Below are 16,111 nucleotides of genomic sequence, written 5' to 3' on the forward strand. Positions count from 1 at the left end.
GAACACCACCTCGCCGACCACGGGCGCAAGCCCGGCGCCGGATGTCTCGTCCTGTGGTCGGGTCAGCCGGACACCGTGCGGCGCGACACCGGCGTCGATGGCCCAGCCAGGGACGACGCGCTCTGCGAGGTCGACCGCCGACCGCGCCCGCTAGCCGCCGGCGGCGCTCGCGGCCGCCGGCCCAATGGCGTTCCTTCCGCCGGCTGACCGGTGCTCCATCCCAAGGGCCGCCGACCCCCGCATAGGGGTCAGTCGTCTGTGGTGTCGTCCTGGAGAGAGGACGATTCCTGCCGCGATGTCGCGATGAACTCGTCGATGATTGCCTCCGCTTGTTCGATGTCCTTTTCGTAGATGAAGAGGTGGTCATGGCCGGTCGCACAGATGGGTCCGGCCTTGATGCCGGCACTGTTCAGGACTTCAAGAACCGGCCGCAGGAAACCTACGACGTCGAAGGGGAGTTCGCCGTCGGTGGACACAATCCTGAAGGGGCCGAAGCGGGCCTGCACATGTGCCAGTTCGTCGGCGACCGCAGAACCGGCTTCATCGACGACCATGGAGATTCCCGCTTGGTCGCGTATCAGGCAGCAGTACGTTCCGGTGCTTCGGAGCATCACCTCTGCAGCGGCAGCCGCAGTCGACTCGGTCAGTGCCAGCAGCCAGTAGCGTTCCGGCCACACCCGCATCTTCATGCGCGCCCATACAGCCGATGGATCAATGCTCATTGCGTTTCTCAATTCTTTCTGTTGTCAGCCAGATGATGGGCTAGATAAGGTCCGAGTCGAACCGCAGAGGCTCGCGGTCCGCTCCTTTCTTTGCGTCCTCGGATCCCGCTGATGTGGCCTCCAGCGACTGGCCTTTCGTCTCCGGAGCCAGCGCACAGCAGATGAGGAACGCCCCACCGGTCAGCAGCGCACCGAAAAGCATGGTGGTGCCGGTGCCCAGCGAGGCGATACTCAACGGAAGCAGGTATGTCCCGGCAGCCGACCCCAGCCGGCTGAATGCGGCGGCAATACCGACGGCGGTCGCACGAACCTCGGTGGGAAACAGCTCGTTCGGGTAGATCCACACGAGGATTCCCGGTCCGCCGGAGATGAACATGTAGGCGCAGAAGGCGAAGACAGTGAACCAGAGCGGCCCGCCTGCCCACAGCCATAGACCGGCGAGCGGGATGACCATCAGGCCCAGTGGGATCACGGTGAGCGGGCGCCTCCCCCACTTCTCGACCAGGACCACCGCCGGGAGCGAGCCGATGAGCAACAGCCCGATGACGACGGTTTCGATGACGATGCCGCTGACGCCCTCGGCGGCGACACCGAACCCGGACAGAATGGTGGGCAGAAACGTCAGCAACGCATACATCGGCGCCACCACGGCGATGTACAAGGCGATACACATGATGAGGCGACGCAGATAGGTGCCGTGCAGGAAGATCCTGAGGTCGACTTCAACGGGTTGCGGGACGGTGCCGCGCATCCCGTCCAGGCTGAACTTCGTCCCGTATATCTTCTGGGCCGCCTTCTCCGCGTCCGCGACCCGGCCGTTACTCAGCAGCCAACGCGGTGACTCGGGGATGCCGTGACGCATCAGGATGACGATCGCCCCCAGAACGGCGCTGGAGAACAGTAGCCAGCGCCACTGGTCATAGCCGCCAAAGAGTCCCATGACCAGCCCGCCGACCAGGTAGGCCGCCGCAGCACCCGCATTCCAAGCGACTGCGGCCATCCCGACCATCGTGCCGCGTTTGCGTGTCGGCGAGAGTTCGGTCAACAGCGATGTCGCGATCGGATAGTCGGCGCCGACCGCCGCCCCCATCACGAAGCGCAGGACAATCAGTTGCCACGGCTGCTCCACGAACGCGCTCAGCGCGCAGGCCCCGACGAGGACCGTCAGATCGAGCGCGTACATCTTCTTCCGACCGACGCGGTCGGTGAGATAGCCGAAGACGCTGGCGCCGAGAAACATACCGATCAGCGCTGAGGCGCCGATCAGCCCGATCTCGGACGTGGTGGGAGCGAACTCCTTCACGACGCCGGTCATGGCGACGCCGATGATACTCATGACGTAACCGTCCAGGAAGGGTCCGCCACAACAGGCGATGAGCAGCCTTGTGTAAAAACCCGGTCTAGGAGACAGGTCTGTCATAGCGAATGAACTCATGTGCGCTCCATGGCTGGGTGTCAACGCAGATACGAGACGAGTCCCGAGCGTGGGGGCATTCGCCTTCTTGCCCCCTGTGGCTGACAGATGCTAGCCGCGCATTGCGGGGCCGACCGGTCCAATTCGCTGGTGAGACGACGGTCCAATCACCTGGGTGCCCTCGGCCCCGGTGTGTGCCGGAAGCCGTGGGTTACGCTCGCTGTCCGGCTTCGCGGTCGTTCGCTCGTGTTTCTGTTTCGGGAGAGGTGCAATCGCTGCATGGGTACAGGTGCTCCGCATTGGGCAGCTGAGCTGCTCCTGGATCTCAGCCAAGCAAGCGTCCCGCGCCGGCAGACCAAGGCAGCGCAAGTCGAGGAATCGATCAGGCAGGCGATCCAGAGCGGTCGTCTCTCTCCCGGCTCCCGGATGCCGCCATCGCGGGCGCTCGCGGACGAACTCGCTTGCTCGCGGTCGGTTGTGGTGAGCGCTTACGAGCGGCTGGCCGCGCAAGGTTTCCTCCGGTCCCGGCGCGGCTCCGGAACCGTGGTGGCGAACGTGTCGCAGCCTCCCGTCTCCACGAGCGTGCCGCGGCAGCAGCCTCCGCAGCATCGGTTCAACTTCACCGCGGGCGTTGCCGATCTCAGTATGTTTCCCCGATCGGAGTGGTCCAGCGCCGTTCGCCATGTCATGTCTACGGCCTCACGGGACGAGTTCCGGTACAACGCCCCGAATGGAATCCCGCAGTTCCGAGAGGCGCTGTCGCAGCGTCTTGCCCGGGTGCGGGGTGTAGTGGCCGACGCTCACGACATCCATGCCTGCAGCGGTACCGTGCAGTCGCTCAGCCTTCTCGCACACACGCTGGCCGGCGAAGGCCACCGGTCCATAGCCGTGGAAGATCCCAGCTGGGACATGGTGCGGCCCCCGCTGGCGGCGGCCGGTCTGCGACTCGTACCGATCGGAGTCGACGACGACGGCGTCTGTGTCTCCGAGCTGTGGGAGCACCCGGATGTCCGTGCCGTGGTCGTGACACCCGCGCATCAGTTTCCCCTCGGGGCCGTCATGTCGCAGGCTCGCCGTACCGAACTGCTGCGGTGGGCCCAGGCGCGAGACGCCGTGATCATCGAGGACGACTACGATGCCGAGTTCTCCTACGGCCGACGCTCCCGACCCGCGCTCCAGCCCGACGCACCGGACCGAGTCGTGTATCTGGGGACCACCAGCAAGATCCTCAGCCCGGCGCTGCGGTTGGGGTGGATGGTCACGCCGGCGTGGATGACACCTTGCGTCAGCACCATCCGTGCCTCGTTCGATCTGGGTGTTCCGGCCCTGGAACAGCTGTCGATGACATACCTCATCACGACGGGCACGCTCGACCGTCACCTACGGCGTACCCGGCCGAAGTACGACCGCCGACGCCGGGCTCTCATCTCCGCATTGCACGCCGAACTCGACGATGTCGAGGTTTCTTCGGCCCCCGCAGGGCTGCATCTCCTTGCGCGCTTTCCGCATGGGTGCTCGGAAGGCCGCCTGGTGGCGGAAGCGGCGCGCCGATCGGTCTCCGTGCTCGGTCTGGCTCCGTACCGGCTCGTCGATCCGCCGCAGTCCCGGCCCACACTCGTCCTCGGCTACGCGAATATGACGGAGAACCTCATCGTCTCGGGCGTGCAGGAGCTGGCCCGAGCCTGGCGGGAGATCTGCGGCAGTACTCAAAGGAACCGAGAGGACTCGCGGCCCGATGGCCCGTCGCAGCCATGATTGATCAGTCAGGGGCGAAGTGAGCCACCCGAGTGCCGAGAGCGCCTCAAAGATCCGTACGGCAGCGCAGCCTTCCGGGGCCCATTGCCCGGCGCCGCCGGCCCTCTGGCGCGGTGAGGGGTGCCAGGACCGGATCGTTTCTGCATTCCTTTTTTCCGTGGCGGCGTCGGCGGCCGTCGCCGCCGGGAGAGGGGGCGTCGCGGTCCCGGGCCTGGCATTCGCGGCGGCCGGCGGGGGGCTCGTACGTCGGTCTGCTCATCGGGCAGGTGGCAGAAGCGGGATCAGCGCTCGCGCCGGTCCTTCACGCGGCGGAGCTTGCCGAGCGAACGCTCCAGGGTGTCCGGGTCGACGATCGTGACGTCCACGGTCACACCCACGCCGTCCTTGATGCCCCTGGCGATCGCGTGGGCGGCGGCTTCCCGCTGGTCGGCAGGCGTGCTGGTGCGGGCCTCGACAAGGACGGTCATATGGTCCATCCGCTCACGCCGGGACAGCTCGATCTGGAAATGAGGGGCTACGCCCGGGGTGCGCAGCACGATCTCTTCGATCTGACTAGGGAAGACGTTCACTCCGCGCAGGATGATCATGTCGTCGCAGCGGCCGGTGATCTTCTCGATCCGGCGGAAGGCCGGCCGGGCGGTGCCGGGTAGCAGCCGGGTCAGGTCGCGGGTGCGGTAGCGGATGATCGGCAGGGCTTCCTTGGTGAGGGAGGTGAAGACCAGTTCGCCCTCCTCGCCCCCGGGCAGGACCTCGTCCGTGAACGGATCGACGATCTCGGGGTAGAAGTGGTCCTCCCACACATGCGGGCCGTCCTTGGTCTCCACACACTCCTGGGCGACGCCGGGACCCATCACCTCCGACAGACCGTAGATGTCGACGGCGTGGATGTCCATGCGCTCCTCGATCTCGCGGCGCATCTCCTCCGTCCACGGTTCCGCGCCGAAGATGCCCACCTTCAGCGAGGTGGAGCGCGGGTCCACGCCCTGCCGCTCGAACTCGTCGAGCAGCGTGAGCATGTAGGACGGGGTGACCATGATGATCTCGGGCTGGAAGTCCTGGATGATCTGCACCTGCCGTGCGGTCATGCCACCCGAGGCGGGAATCACGGTGCACCCGGCCCGTTCGGCTCCGTAGTGTGCGCCGAGACCGCCGGTGAACAGGCCGTAGCCGTAGGAGATGTGTGCCTTGTGGCCGGGGCGGCCACCGGCCGCGCGGATCGAGCGGGCGACGACATCGGCCCAGGTCGACAGGTCGTTCTCGGTGTAGCCGACCACGACGGGACGGCCCGTGGTGCCGCTGGAGGCGTGGAGGCGGCGGACGCGGTCCATGGGGACGGCGAACATGCCGAAGGGATAGGTGTCGCGCAGATCGGCCTTGGTCGTGAAGGGGAAGCGAGCCAGGTCCTCAAGGGTGCGGCAGTCCTCGGGTGTGATGCCGGCCTTGTCGAACTTCTTGCGGTACAGCTCGACGTTGTCGTAGGCGTGCCGCAGAGTCGCGCGCAGCCGGCGCAGCTGGAGGTCTCGCAGTTCCTCAGGGGACAGCCGCTCGCCGTCGTCGAACAGGTCATCGGGCAGAGGGTCCCCGCGGCGGGCGGCGGACGGCGCGGGGATCTCCGGCTCGCTGGTCATGGCTGCGACTCCTTGTTCTTCGTACTCCTGATGCTGCGGCTGCGGCCGCGGAACTCCGCGATCACCTCGTCACCGCGCAGCACGCTCACGTCATAAATGCCGCTGCGGCCGAATCGGGTGCGCTCCACGGCAGTGGCCGTCACGACATCGCCCTCGTACGCGGGGGCGATGAACTGGATGTCGGCCCCGGCGGCGACGGTCACGGGGCCGCGGCTGTTGCAGGCACACGCGAAAGCGGTGTCGGCGAAGAGGAACAGGTAGCCGCCGTGGGCGATCCCGTGCCCGTTGACCATCGACGCCGTCACGGTCATGCGGAGCACGGCGGTCCCCTCGCCGTACTCCAGGAGTTCGATGCCGAGCCGCCGGGACGCCTGGTCCGCGGAGAACATCAACGCGACGGGGTCCGATGCCGATTCAGTGGTTTGCGTCACTGTTTCTACCACCTTGTATACCGACCGAACATTCGGTTAGCGTGCGCCGTGGCCAAGTAATTCAGCCAGCCCACGGCCTGTCAAGAGGTGGAACACATGCCGCAGAAGGGCCCGCAGAGCCCCGATGTCTTCGCGCGCCATCGCACACCGCTGGAGCAGGCGGTGACCGCGACCGCACTGCGCAAGCACGGGACGCCGTATCCGTATGGTTTCCCGCTCGGGATCGACCACCCGCGCGTCGCGCCGAACGCGGCGGTGGCCGCCGTGTACACCAGGGAGTGGTCCGGTCCGCTCTCCTTCGGCATCGGCACCGGCTCCACCGAGCACAGCCTCGGTGTCTTCCGCGCGACGGTGCGCACGCACGGCGCGCTGACCGCCGCCGTCCCCTCCACGAGCGAGGCGGTGCCGGCCGCCGCCGGGGAAGCCGCCGCCTTCGTCACCGGCCGGTTCGCCACGCTCCGGTCGCACCGCCCCGTCACCGTCGAGGAGCCCGCCCATGCCTGACGAGGTCTATCTGATCGACGGAGTCCGTACTCCGCAGGGCCGTTACGGCGGCGCCCTGGCCTGTGTACGCCCCGATGACCTGGCCGCCCTCGTGGTCGGCGAGGCCGTGCGCCGCGCCGGAATTCCGGCGGACGCCGTGGACGAGGTGATCCTGGGCGCCGCCAACCAGGCCGGTGAGGACAACCGGGACGTGGCGCGCATGGCCGTGCTGCTGGCCGGACTCCCGCACAGTGTGCCCGGCTACACCGTCAACAGGCTGTGTGCCTCGGGTCTGACGGCCGTCGCCTCCGCCGCCCAGGCGATCCGCGCCGGCGAGGCGGGCCTGGTCGTCGCCGGCGGTGTGGAGTCGATGACCCGGGCCCCGTGGGTGATGGAGAAACCCGGCACCCCCTGGGCCAAGCCGGGTGCGGTGTTCGACACATCCCTGGGCTGGCGTTTCACCAACCCGCGCTTCGCCGCCGACGACCGGGCCGTACCCGCCGACGCCGGTCCGCAGGCCGTGAAGGTGACCCTGTCGATGGGCGAGACCGCCGAGGAGGTCGCCGCGCTGGACGGCATCACCCGCGCCGAGTCCGACGCGTTCGCCCTGCGCAGCCACCAGCGGGCCGTCGCGGCGCAGGCGGCGGGGCACTTCGACCGCGAGATCGTGCCGGTTCCGGTGCAGGGCGGCGAGATCACCCGCGACGAGGGACCGCGCCCCTCCACCACGCTGGACAAGCTCGGCACGCTGCGCACCGTCTTCCGCAAGGACGGCGTCGTCACGGCCGGCTCCTCCTCATCGCTGTCCGACGGCGCCGCCGCGCTGGTGGTGGCGAGCGCGTCGGCCGTCGAGCGGTACGGGCTCACCCCTCGAGCCCGGATCGTCGCCTCCGCCTCGGCCGGCGTCCAGCCGAACATCATGGGTCTCGGACCGGTGCCCGCCACCGAGACGGCCCTGGCCCGGGCCGGATGGCAGACCGGCGACCTCGACGCGGTGGAACTCAACGAGGCGTTCGCCGTGCAGGCGCTGGCCGTGATGCGCCGTCTGAAGCTGGAGGAGGGGAAGGTCAATGCAGACGGCGGCGCCATCGCGCTGGGCCACCCACTCGGCTGCTCGGGCGCGCGCATCCTGCTCACGCTCCTCGGGCGGCTGGAGCGAGAGGACGCCCGCCGGGGTCTTGCGACGCTGTGCGTCGGCGTCGGCCAGGGCGTCGCGATGCTGGTGGAACGGGTCTGAGCGGCACGCCCTACGAGGAACGGGTCTCGGCGCCCACCCGGTCGCGGACGACCTGGCCCAGGCCGTGCTGTTCGAGAGCCAGGACAAGAAGGACCGTATGACCCGCTTCCTGGAGAAGCGAAGCCGAGCATGACGTCAGCACCCGCAGTCGTCGGGGTGATCGGCGGCGGCCGCAGGGGCGCCGGCATCGCGCGGTCCTTCGCGGCGGCGGGGCCTACGGCCGGGACATAGGACTGCGGTGCCGCGCCAGGTCACCGGACGCGGCCGGACCGCCCATGCCCGTAGCGCATCGAGACCGGGCCGGCCGTGCAGACCGACCGGTTCGCGGGCCTGATCGCCATGGAGGTCCGGTCCGGGATCGCGAAGTGGCTGCTTCGTGGCGCAGGGACCGGGCAGGACAACGTTCCTTTGAGCCCGCGCCCGTGCGCGGCCGGCAGCAGGCAGGCGTACGAAGCGCGGGACCGCGGCGAGATCCCGCCCCTCGAACATCGGGTATGAGGCCGTCTCAACCCGTTGACGTCCGATCGCCACGGTGCCAGACTCCTGCCACCGTACCGACCGACCGTTCGGGTGGGTGCTGGCGCTCCACGGCCCGGGCCGGCGGCGATCCCGCCGAGCCGCACATCACGTCGTGGCCGATCCCCTCCCGCCCCAGCCCCCAAGCCAAGGGCCGTCCGACTCCGCCGACAGCGCGGCACTCCTTCGAGATACCACCCACGCGCGCAACCGCTGCCTGCCATCGGGCCAGGCGGCGCCCGGCCGAAGCGGTCCACTGCAGCTACGGAAGGCAGACATCACCCGTGAAACGCATGACCTCGCCGCGAAAAAGAGGACACCGGCAGCTCGTCGGCGGACTGTGCGCACTTGCGCTTGTGCCGGCGGTCTCACCTGCCGCGGCTTCCACCGGCCCGGCCAAGGACACCACGACCACCGTCTCCACCACATCGCTGCGCCACGGCACGGTCACCATCAAGCGCGACACCTGGGGCACCCCGAACATCTACGCCGGAACGACCTATGGGCTGTTCTACGGCTACGGCTACGCGGCTGCCCAGGACCGGCTGTTCCAGCTGGACATGGCCAGGCGTGGCGCCGAAGGGACCGTCTCCCAGGTCATGGGCCCGGCGTACGCGGACTTCGATGCCGCAGTACGCGGCAACGTCGACACCGCCTCGATCCGACGGCAGTACACCGCGCTCCCCCGGCGCGACCGGCACATCCTGGACGGCTATGCGGCGGGCCTGAACATCTGGATCGACAAGGTGCTCCGCGACCGGAACCACCTGCTTCCCAAGGAATACACGGATTTCAAGTTCGCCCCGCAGCACTGGACCGGCCTGGACGTGGCGATGGTCACCGTGGGCACCATGGACGTGCGTTTCTCCGACCACAGCGCCGAACTCTCCAACCTCTCCCAACTCCAGCAGTTGCAGGCCGAGTACGGCGCACAACACGGTCGGCAGGTCTTCGACCAGCTCCACTGGAAGGTCGCCCCGAACGCACCGTCCACCCTTTCCGCCGCCGACCTTCAGACCCAGGCCGGTGCCCACCGCGCCCCGGCCTCCCACGGCTCCGCCGGCCCCCATGGCCTGGTCGCCGGATCCGTCCAGGCCGACGCAACTCCCGCACACCTGTTGCCGAAGGGGCCGGCCAAGGTCACCTCGGAACTGACCGCCCTCGCCGCTCCCGAGCAGCAGCCGCGTTTCTCCAACATGATGCTGGTCGGCAGGAAACGTGCCCGCGGCGCGGGCAGCCTCCTGCTCAACGGCCCGCAGTTCGGCTGGTACAACCCCTCCTACACCTACGAGGTCGGCCTGCACGGCGCCGGCTTCGACATTGTCGGCAACACCCCCTTCGCCTACCCGGTGGTGCTGTTCGGGCACAACGCCGAAATCGCCTGGGGCGCCACGGCCGGCAACGGTGACACGGTGGACATGTACCAGGAACACCTGGATCCGGCGGACCCACACCGCTATCTCTTCGACGGGTCGTACCGCCGGATGACCGTGCGCACCGAGACCATTTATGTCAAGGGCAAGCCGGACCGCACGGTGCGGGTCTACTCCACGGTGCACGGTCCGGTCACCGCCTTCGACACCGACCATCACCTGGCGTACTCCAAGAAACGCACCTGGGCCGGCCAGGAGTTGTCATCACTGTTCGCCTGGGTCGACTCCACGCAGGCCCGCACCTACGCGCAATGGGAGAAGCAGGCGCGGCGGCTCGCCATCAGCATCAACTGGTACTACACCGACCGTCAGGGCGACATCGGCTATGTCTTCGCCGGCCACTTCCCGGACCGTCCGGCGAACCAGGACACCAGGCTCCCCGCGGACGGCACGGGGAACATGGAGTGGCGCGGCGTCCAACCGTTCGAGACGGGCAACCCGCACATCCTCAACCCGAGCGAAGGCTGGCTGGCCAACTGGAACAACTCGCCCGCCCCGGGGTACCCGAACTCCGACTCCACCCCCTGGGGGCAAGCCGACCGGGTGGCCGTCCTGCAGAACCAGCTCGCGGCGAAGAAGTCCGTCAGCGCCGACGACCTGTGGCAGATCATGAAGACAGGCGCCCTGACGGACGTCAACCGCCAGTGGTTCCTGCCGCTGATCCGCCGGGCGGTCCAGGACCTGCCCGCGAACAGCCCGGAACGGCAGATCACTCGAACGCTGGGGTCGTGGAACGGGCTGAACACCGACAACGGCCGCGACGGACGGTACGACAGCCCGGGCACCGCGATCATGCAGACCTGGCTCGCTGCGGCGCTGCACGACACCCTCGGCCGGACCCTTCCGGCGAGTGTGTATGCCGCGTACTCCGACACCAAATACCCGACGGCGGCCGCCCCGATCATCACCGGCAGCCAGAACATCTCGGCCGGCTCGCAGGTGCTCTACAACGCCCTGCTCGGAAAGGCGTCCACCGTGCCGCAGCACATCGACCTGCTGGGCGGACACACCCGGAACGATGTGATCCGAACGGCTTTGCGCGAGACCTATCGCACGCTGACCGCTCAGTACAACGGTGGGCCCGCGACCTGGCTGGCGCCTGTCGCGCGACAGGTGTTCTCGCCCGACAGCTACCTCGGGTTCCCCGAGACCGGCAAGGGAGCAGAACTGTCCGGGCCGCTGTTCATGAACCGGGGCACGGAGAACGACCTCATGGTGGCCAAGAGCGGCGGTATCGCGGGCTACGACGTGATGCCGCCCGGTGAGAGCGCGTTCATCAGCCCTGAGGGCAAGCCCGCTCGTCACTATCAGGACCAGTTGCTGATGTATGTCAACTGGGGCCGCAAACCCACCTTCTTCACCGACCGCGAGGTCGACACACACCTGGAGTCCACCGAGACCGTCGGGTACTGACCGGTCGCCGGTGCGGTGGACCCGGATGTGATCCGGATCCACCGCACCGGTGCCGTCAGTCCTGGGTCTCGACCATCGGCTCGACGCGGCGGGAGAGCACCCATGTGACGAGTCCGAGAAGCATGGCCCCAGCGCCCACCGTGGAGAAGTACACGGCCTCCGGTACGTCGACGAAGTACGTGCCCAGCAGACCGCCGAGCGCCGAGCCTGAGGCGAGGGTGAGGAAGTTCAGCGCGACAAACTGGTTCCGGAATCGGCTCGGCGCCGCTCTGGTCACCAGGGCGAGGCCGATTGGGCCGACCAGCATCTCCGAGGATCCGGCGATCACCATCACGACCACCATGAACACCGGCGACACGGTCTTCCCCGTCGTGATCGTGATCAGGAGCAGCAGGGTGTAGGCGATCCCGACCTGAGCGAGACCCAGTGCGATCTTCCTCGCCGGTCCTGGCTGCCGGTCACCGAGCCGCGACCACAGTCGCGCCAGGACGGGAGTGACGAGGACGGCCGCCAGCGGGCTGGCCGTGGTGATCCAGGGGGGCGGAACCGACCAACCCAGCACATTAAGGTTGACCCGCTCGGTGATCAGGATGGGAATGGTCGAGAACTTCTGGTACAGGAACCCGAAGTAGAGCGCACTGGCGATGAAGATCGGCAGGTAGCCCCGAACGCGCACCCGCTCGGCCGGAGTGACCTTTGCCGAGGTCAGGAAGACCGTGAAGTAGATGACTGCGACGGCTACGACGACGATCGTCGTAGCGAGAGAAAGTTCGTCGGCCGCCACCAGCCCGGTCCCGATCGTCGCCACGAGCAGCGCGATGACACCCGCCACGAGCAGCAACGGCACTCCGAGGGCGGCGGGGTTGATCGGGTTGCGCACGATGGCGGCGTCCGCGGGCAGCTTCCGCATCGCCCCCACGTACTGCGCCAGGGCCAGCACCATGCCGATCGCGGCGAGGCCGAAGGCCAGGTGGAAGCCGGCGATGGACTGGGTGAGCCCGGTCAACAGGGGGCCGAGGACAGCTCCGATACAGATCGCCATGTAGAAGTAGGAGAAACCTACGTCCCGTCGTGTCCTGTCCGCGCTCGCCAGCATGCCGAGGATCGTTGTGATGTTGGTCTTGAGCGCGCCGGTGCCCAGTACGATCAGGCTCAGCCCGGTCACCAGGCCGAACGATCCGCTCAGCACCGCCAAGGCCACATGTCCGGCTGTGATCACGACGGCGCCGTAGAGCACCATATTGCGGGGGCTGAGGACCCGGTCCCCGAGCCAGGCCCCCAGGATCTGCGCCAGGTAGACCGATCCGCCGTAGACCCCCACGACGCTGGCTGCGACCCCTGGGCCGAAGTCCAGACCACCGTCGGCCACCGAGTAGAGCAGGTAGAAGGTCAAGATGCCCTGGAGTCCGTAGAAGCTGAATCGCTCCCACAGTTCGGTGGCGGCCAGACTCCACAGTCCTGGAGCCTGTGTCCTGATCGACGGGTTTGCGCCGTCGGCCAGCTTGACGTCCCCTGACTCGGTGCCAGTTCGCGATGGAATCATCGTCCAGCCCTCCTTCCTTCCTTTTCGAGGGCTGCGCGCCCCGAGTTACACGATCAGGTTCAGAACAGGAACTCCGGTCAGGAAAGCTCTCGTGTCATCAGCAACGCCGCCCGTCGCCCCGAGCGCAGCGCGGCGTTCATACTCGCTCCGGCCCGCTCGGTGTGCTCCCCGGCCAGGACGATGCCGTCGTGGCTCTCCTGGATGATGTCGAGGTCCGCCGCCGACCAGCCGACGAGGCGTGCCGAGTACGCGCCCCGCGCCGACGACTTCGCGCCCCAGAGTGTGCGGATCGCGCCGTCACGGAGCATTGGCTCGTCGCGCGTTGCGGAGATCGCGTCGATCCATGTCGTGGGACCACTGACGACGTCGAGAGCTCGGATCGCCGCGGCGCCGCCCGCGAACGCGGTGAGAGCCGGTTCGGGCGCGAGATCGTCGCCCTGCCGTGTCCAGCTCCACCAGTCGCCGCTCGGACCTTCCATCCCGGTCGCCTTGCCGGGTTCGGCGAGCGGAACACTGATCTTGGCCGCTTCCCCGAAGCCGATGCGGCTCACAGGCCCGGCCAAGCGGGCGGACACCGCGGACGGCAGGTGCAGGTCCCGGAGCGCGGGGACGGGCACCGTCAGGACGACCCCGTCAGCGCGCAGCGACGGGCGGCCGTCGCACTCGACCTCCATGCCCCCGCTCGTGGCCCGCTCGATACGGGTGACCCTGGCCTTGGTGACGACCGGCTGCCGAAGCCTTGCGGCCAGGCCGCGGGCGATGCGCTCGTTGCCGCCTTGCACACGCAGTGCGGCGCCGTAGCGCTTCGCCGAGCCGGCCTCGGCGTACCACCGGGCGCTGACCTGGTCGAGGGGCACCGTGGTCGACGTCGCGAGCCGCCGCCGGACGGCGAGGCCACCGGGTGTCTCCCCCACCTCGGCAAACGCTTCCGCGAGTGAGTGGTCGGAGCCGCCCGTCCGCAGGCGTCGCAGGATCGAGTCACGCACCTCCACGACCGCCTGGCGGAGTTGGTCGTCGTCAGGCACGTCGTGCACCGGTGACGGCCTGCGATCGAACTCACACCCTTGAGGGACGAGCCGAAGCCCCAGGCTCGCCGCTGTCCGTGCCACGGATTCGTGCGCCTCGGCGACGAACTCGGCTCCCCTCTCGATGACGACTCCGTTCGGCAACCGAACGGACCACACACGGCCGCCGACACGGTCCGTCGCCTCAAGGACCGTGACCCGGATTCCGCTCGCTTCCAGTTCCGTCGCCGCCGATAGGCCGGCGAACCCAGCTCCGACCACGACGACGTGACGACGTCCGGACGTCATTTCTCATGCCTCCAAGCGTTTGGCCGATGTGGGCGCCCCCGCGCAGGTGGAAACCTGCCGACGAGCGCCGTCATGTGAACGCAGGCCCGCTGTACAACCGACACCGAGGCGGGGTTCGCGCTCCGGGTGTTTCGGAACGGGATGTCGGCGCCGTGAACTGGCTATGACGATCGCCGATGACCTGTATCACAAGCAATCTGACGGATATCTGAACGTCCACCCTGGTGTCGTCGCTTTGTACGACAGGACACCGCCGGCTGCACCGACCTGCGGGGTTGGGGACGCGACCGGCGGGCGGTGAGGACCTTTCCGCGGGTGAAGGAGTGCACTTGTTCGGTGCCGTGTGCGTAGATCTCGTCGGTGTGGAGGGACATGTCGGTGTCCCTCCCGGGCAGTGTGGTGGAGAGGTGGGAGCGGGATCAGAAGATGACGTAGACCTTGCGCAGGGTCTCGGTGACGTCCCAGCGGCCGGACCAGCCGACGGGCAGCACGAGCAGGTCACCGGCCGTGAGCTGGTGCACGGTGCCGGTCGCGTCGTCGGTGATGGCGGCTGTGCCGGACAGGACGTAGCAGACCTCGGTGTCGGGGCGGTCGACGACGGGCCATCCCCCGGGGCGGCATTCCCAGACGCCGGCGTTGCCCGCGGCGCCGGATGCGACCGGCAGGAGGCCCAGTTGAGGGTTGCCGCGGTCGGCGCCGGCGCGGACACCGGCGGCGGCGAGCACACCGGTGACATCGGCGGAAGGCGTCAGGGTCAGGGCGGGCATGGCGGTTCTCCCTTGGTTGTGTGTGCGGTCAGTGGGCGCCGGTGAGGCGTTCGAGGGCGCCGGAGATGCGGGACGGCCGGCCGGTGAGACGTTCCTCGATGTCGCCCAGGCCCGCGGCGACAAGCCCCGCGTTCACCCCGAGCCAGCGCAGCGGCTCCGGTTCCCAGAGCGGCGAGCGGTGATTGACGATGGGCAGGTCGTTGAGCGGCTCGTCTCGCTGCAGAATCAGGTTGCGCAGGATGCGCGCGGCGAGGTTGCTGGTGGCGACGCCGTCGCCGACGTAGGGCCCCGCCCAGGCATTGCCGGTGGAGCGGTCGAGGCCGACGGAGGGGTGCCAGTCACGCGGGACGCCGAGCGGCCCGCCCCAGCGGTGGGTGATGCGGACGTCGGACAGCGACGGGAAGAAGCTCAGCAGGGTTTGGTGGATCCGCTGGTGGATGCGCCGGTGGGTGTCGAACGTGGGCGAGACGGCGGAGTTGAAGTGGTAGGGAGCGCCGCGGCCGCCGAAGACGATCCGGCCGTCGGCGGTGACCTGACCGTAGACCCTGAGATTGCGCAGGTCGTTGAAGGCGGTGCGGTGTCGGAGTCCCAACTCGGTCAGACGGGAGGGCGGCAGTGGTTCGGTGGCGAGCACGAGGGAGTACAGCGGCACCAGTGAGCGTCGCTGGCCGGGCAGGGACGGGGTGTAGCCCTCGGTGGCGCGCACGACGTGTGGTGCGCGGACCCGCCCGTGGGGGGTGTCGACGTATCCGGCACCGATGAACTGTACGGGTGTGTTCTCGTGGATCTGTGCGCCGCGTCGTTCCACCAGGTCGGCGAGCCCGCGGACCAGTTTGCCGGGGTGGACGACAGCGCAGTGTTCGGTGAAGGTGGCGCCGAGTACCCGGTCGGCGTCGACGAGCTTCGCGGCCTCGTCGCGGGACAGTACACGCCATTGGCCGGGCAGTCCGAACGCGTCCGCGGCGGCGCGATGTGCGTCGACGCGGGCGAGTTGGGCACGGTTGCGCGCCAGGGCGATGAATCCGTCATGGGCGAGGTCGCAGTCGATGTCCTCTGCGCCGACCACGCGGGCGACTTCGGTGACGGTGTCGTTCATTGCCTGTTGCAGGCGGGTGGCGCTGCTGCGGGAGGTGGCCTTGGCGACATGCTCCAGCGAGATGGGGAAGATCGCCGAGCACCAGCCGCCGTTGCGGCCGGAAGCGCCGAAGCCGACCGATTCCCGGTCCAGGATGACGATGTTCAGGGACGGCTCCTCCTGCAGCAGGTAGTAGGCCGTCCACAGTCCGGTGTAGCCGGCGCCGACGATGACGACATCGGCTTGCCGGTCGCCGGTCAGGGGGGATCGTGTGGGTGTGGGCGCTCCCCACACCGGGATGGCCGTGGAAGCAGGCGCCGCTGGGGGCATGTGCACTCACTCCTCAGATCGAGATGCCTCTGAGTCTGGGGTGTGCGCGCG

The 16,111-nt window shown here is 68.4% G+C and carries 12 protein-coding genes and 1 pseudogene; 5 read left to right on the plus strand and 8 right to left on the minus strand.

From position 1 onward, the window contains the following. Window positions 1-248: 248 nt before the first annotated feature. Both ABT245_RS00750 and ABT245_RS00755 read right to left on the minus strand, forming a co-directional pair. On the minus strand, window positions 249-722 hold the full coding sequence (locus ABT245_RS00750) for a hypothetical protein (RefSeq protein ID WP_351727319.1): 474 nt from the start codon (window positions 720-722) through the stop codon (window positions 249-251). A gap of 40 nt (window positions 723-762) precedes the next feature. After that, window positions 763-2,157 carry an MFS transporter gene (locus ABT245_RS00755; protein WP_351727320.1) on the minus strand — a complete coding sequence of 465 codons (1,395 nt, stop codon included), beginning with the start codon at window positions 2,155-2,157 and terminating at the stop codon, window positions 763-765. Between the two features lie 258 nt (window positions 2,158-2,415). Here ABT245_RS00755 and pdxR point away from each other — a divergent pair, with 258 nt between their 5' ends. Then, on the plus strand, window positions 2,416-3,891 hold the full coding sequence (gene pdxR, locus ABT245_RS00760; RefSeq protein WP_351727756.1) for a MocR-like pyridoxine biosynthesis transcription factor PdxR: 1,476 nt from the start codon (window positions 2,416-2,418) through the stop codon (window positions 3,889-3,891). A 281-nt stretch (window positions 3,892-4,172) separates the two neighbouring features. Here pdxR and paaK read toward each other — a convergent pair whose 3' ends face one another. Beyond that, the gene (gene paaK, locus ABT245_RS00765; RefSeq protein WP_351727321.1) at window positions 4,173-5,519 is read right to left on the minus strand and encodes a phenylacetate--CoA ligase PaaK; all 1,347 of its coding nucleotides are present in this window, start codon (window positions 5,517-5,519) and stop codon (window positions 4,173-4,175) included. After that, window positions 5,516-5,908: a hydroxyphenylacetyl-CoA thioesterase PaaI gene (gene paaI / locus ABT245_RS00770; RefSeq protein WP_351727757.1), complete on the minus strand. Its 393-nt coding sequence runs from the start codon at window positions 5,906-5,908 to the stop codon at window positions 5,516-5,518. The genes paaK and paaI overlap by 4 nt, the downstream gene beginning before the upstream one ends. A 138-nt stretch (window positions 5,909-6,046) precedes the next feature. On the opposite strand from paaI, the gene ABT245_RS45975 reads away from it, so the two are divergent. The 4 genes and pseudogenes from ABT245_RS45975 (at window position 6,047) to ABT245_RS00790 (ending at window position 11,032) form a co-directional block, all read left to right on the plus strand. Then, on the plus strand, window positions 6,047-6,454 hold the full coding sequence (locus ABT245_RS45975; protein ID WP_502982047.1) for a hypothetical protein: 408 nt from the start codon (window positions 6,047-6,049) through the stop codon (window positions 6,452-6,454). Beyond that, window positions 6,447-7,670 carry a thiolase family protein gene (locus tag ABT245_RS00780; RefSeq protein WP_351727322.1) on the plus strand — a complete coding sequence of 408 codons (1,224 nt, stop codon included), beginning with the start codon at window positions 6,447-6,449 and terminating at the stop codon, window positions 7,668-7,670. The genes ABT245_RS45975 and ABT245_RS00780 overlap by 8 nt, the downstream gene beginning before the upstream one ends. Window positions 7,671-7,698: 28 nt before the next feature. Then, a pseudogene (locus tag ABT245_RS00785) lies at window positions 7,699-7,803 on the plus strand (enoyl-CoA hydratase/isomerase family protein); the annotation flags it as partial. A 676-nt stretch (window positions 7,804-8,479) separates the two neighbouring features. After that, the gene (locus ABT245_RS00790) at window positions 8,480-11,032 is read left to right on the plus strand and encodes a penicillin acylase family protein (RefSeq protein ID WP_351727759.1); all 2,553 of its coding nucleotides are present in this window, start codon (window positions 8,480-8,482) and stop codon (window positions 11,030-11,032) included. A 55-nt stretch (window positions 11,033-11,087) separates the two neighbouring features. Here ABT245_RS00790 and ABT245_RS00795 read toward each other — a convergent pair whose 3' ends face one another. From ABT245_RS00795 to ABT245_RS00810, 4 genes are all read right to left on the minus strand, one after another. Further along, window positions 11,088-12,575, minus strand: a complete 1,488-nt coding sequence (locus tag ABT245_RS00795; RefSeq protein WP_351727324.1) for a peptide MFS transporter — start codon at window positions 12,573-12,575, stop codon at window positions 11,088-11,090. Window positions 12,576-12,652: 77 nt separating this feature from the next. Continuing rightward, the gene (locus ABT245_RS00800; protein WP_351727326.1) at window positions 12,653-13,888 is read right to left on the minus strand and encodes a flavin monoamine oxidase family protein; all 1,236 of its coding nucleotides are present in this window, start codon (window positions 13,886-13,888) and stop codon (window positions 12,653-12,655) included. A gap of 419 nt (window positions 13,889-14,307) precedes the next feature. Next, window positions 14,308-14,655, minus strand: a complete 348-nt coding sequence (locus ABT245_RS00805) for a cupin domain-containing protein (RefSeq protein ID WP_351727327.1) — start codon at window positions 14,653-14,655, stop codon at window positions 14,308-14,310. A 28-nt stretch (window positions 14,656-14,683) separates the two neighbouring features. Further along, on the minus strand, window positions 14,684-16,060 hold the full coding sequence (locus ABT245_RS00810) for an NAD(P)/FAD-dependent oxidoreductase (RefSeq protein ID WP_351727328.1): 1,377 nt from the start codon (window positions 16,058-16,060) through the stop codon (window positions 14,684-14,686). Window positions 16,061-16,111: the final 51 nt, after the last annotated feature.

The organism is Streptomyces sp. NPDC001508 (assembly GCF_040298665.1).
GTDB lineage: Bacteria > Actinomycetota > Actinomycetes > Streptomycetales > Streptomycetaceae > Streptomyces.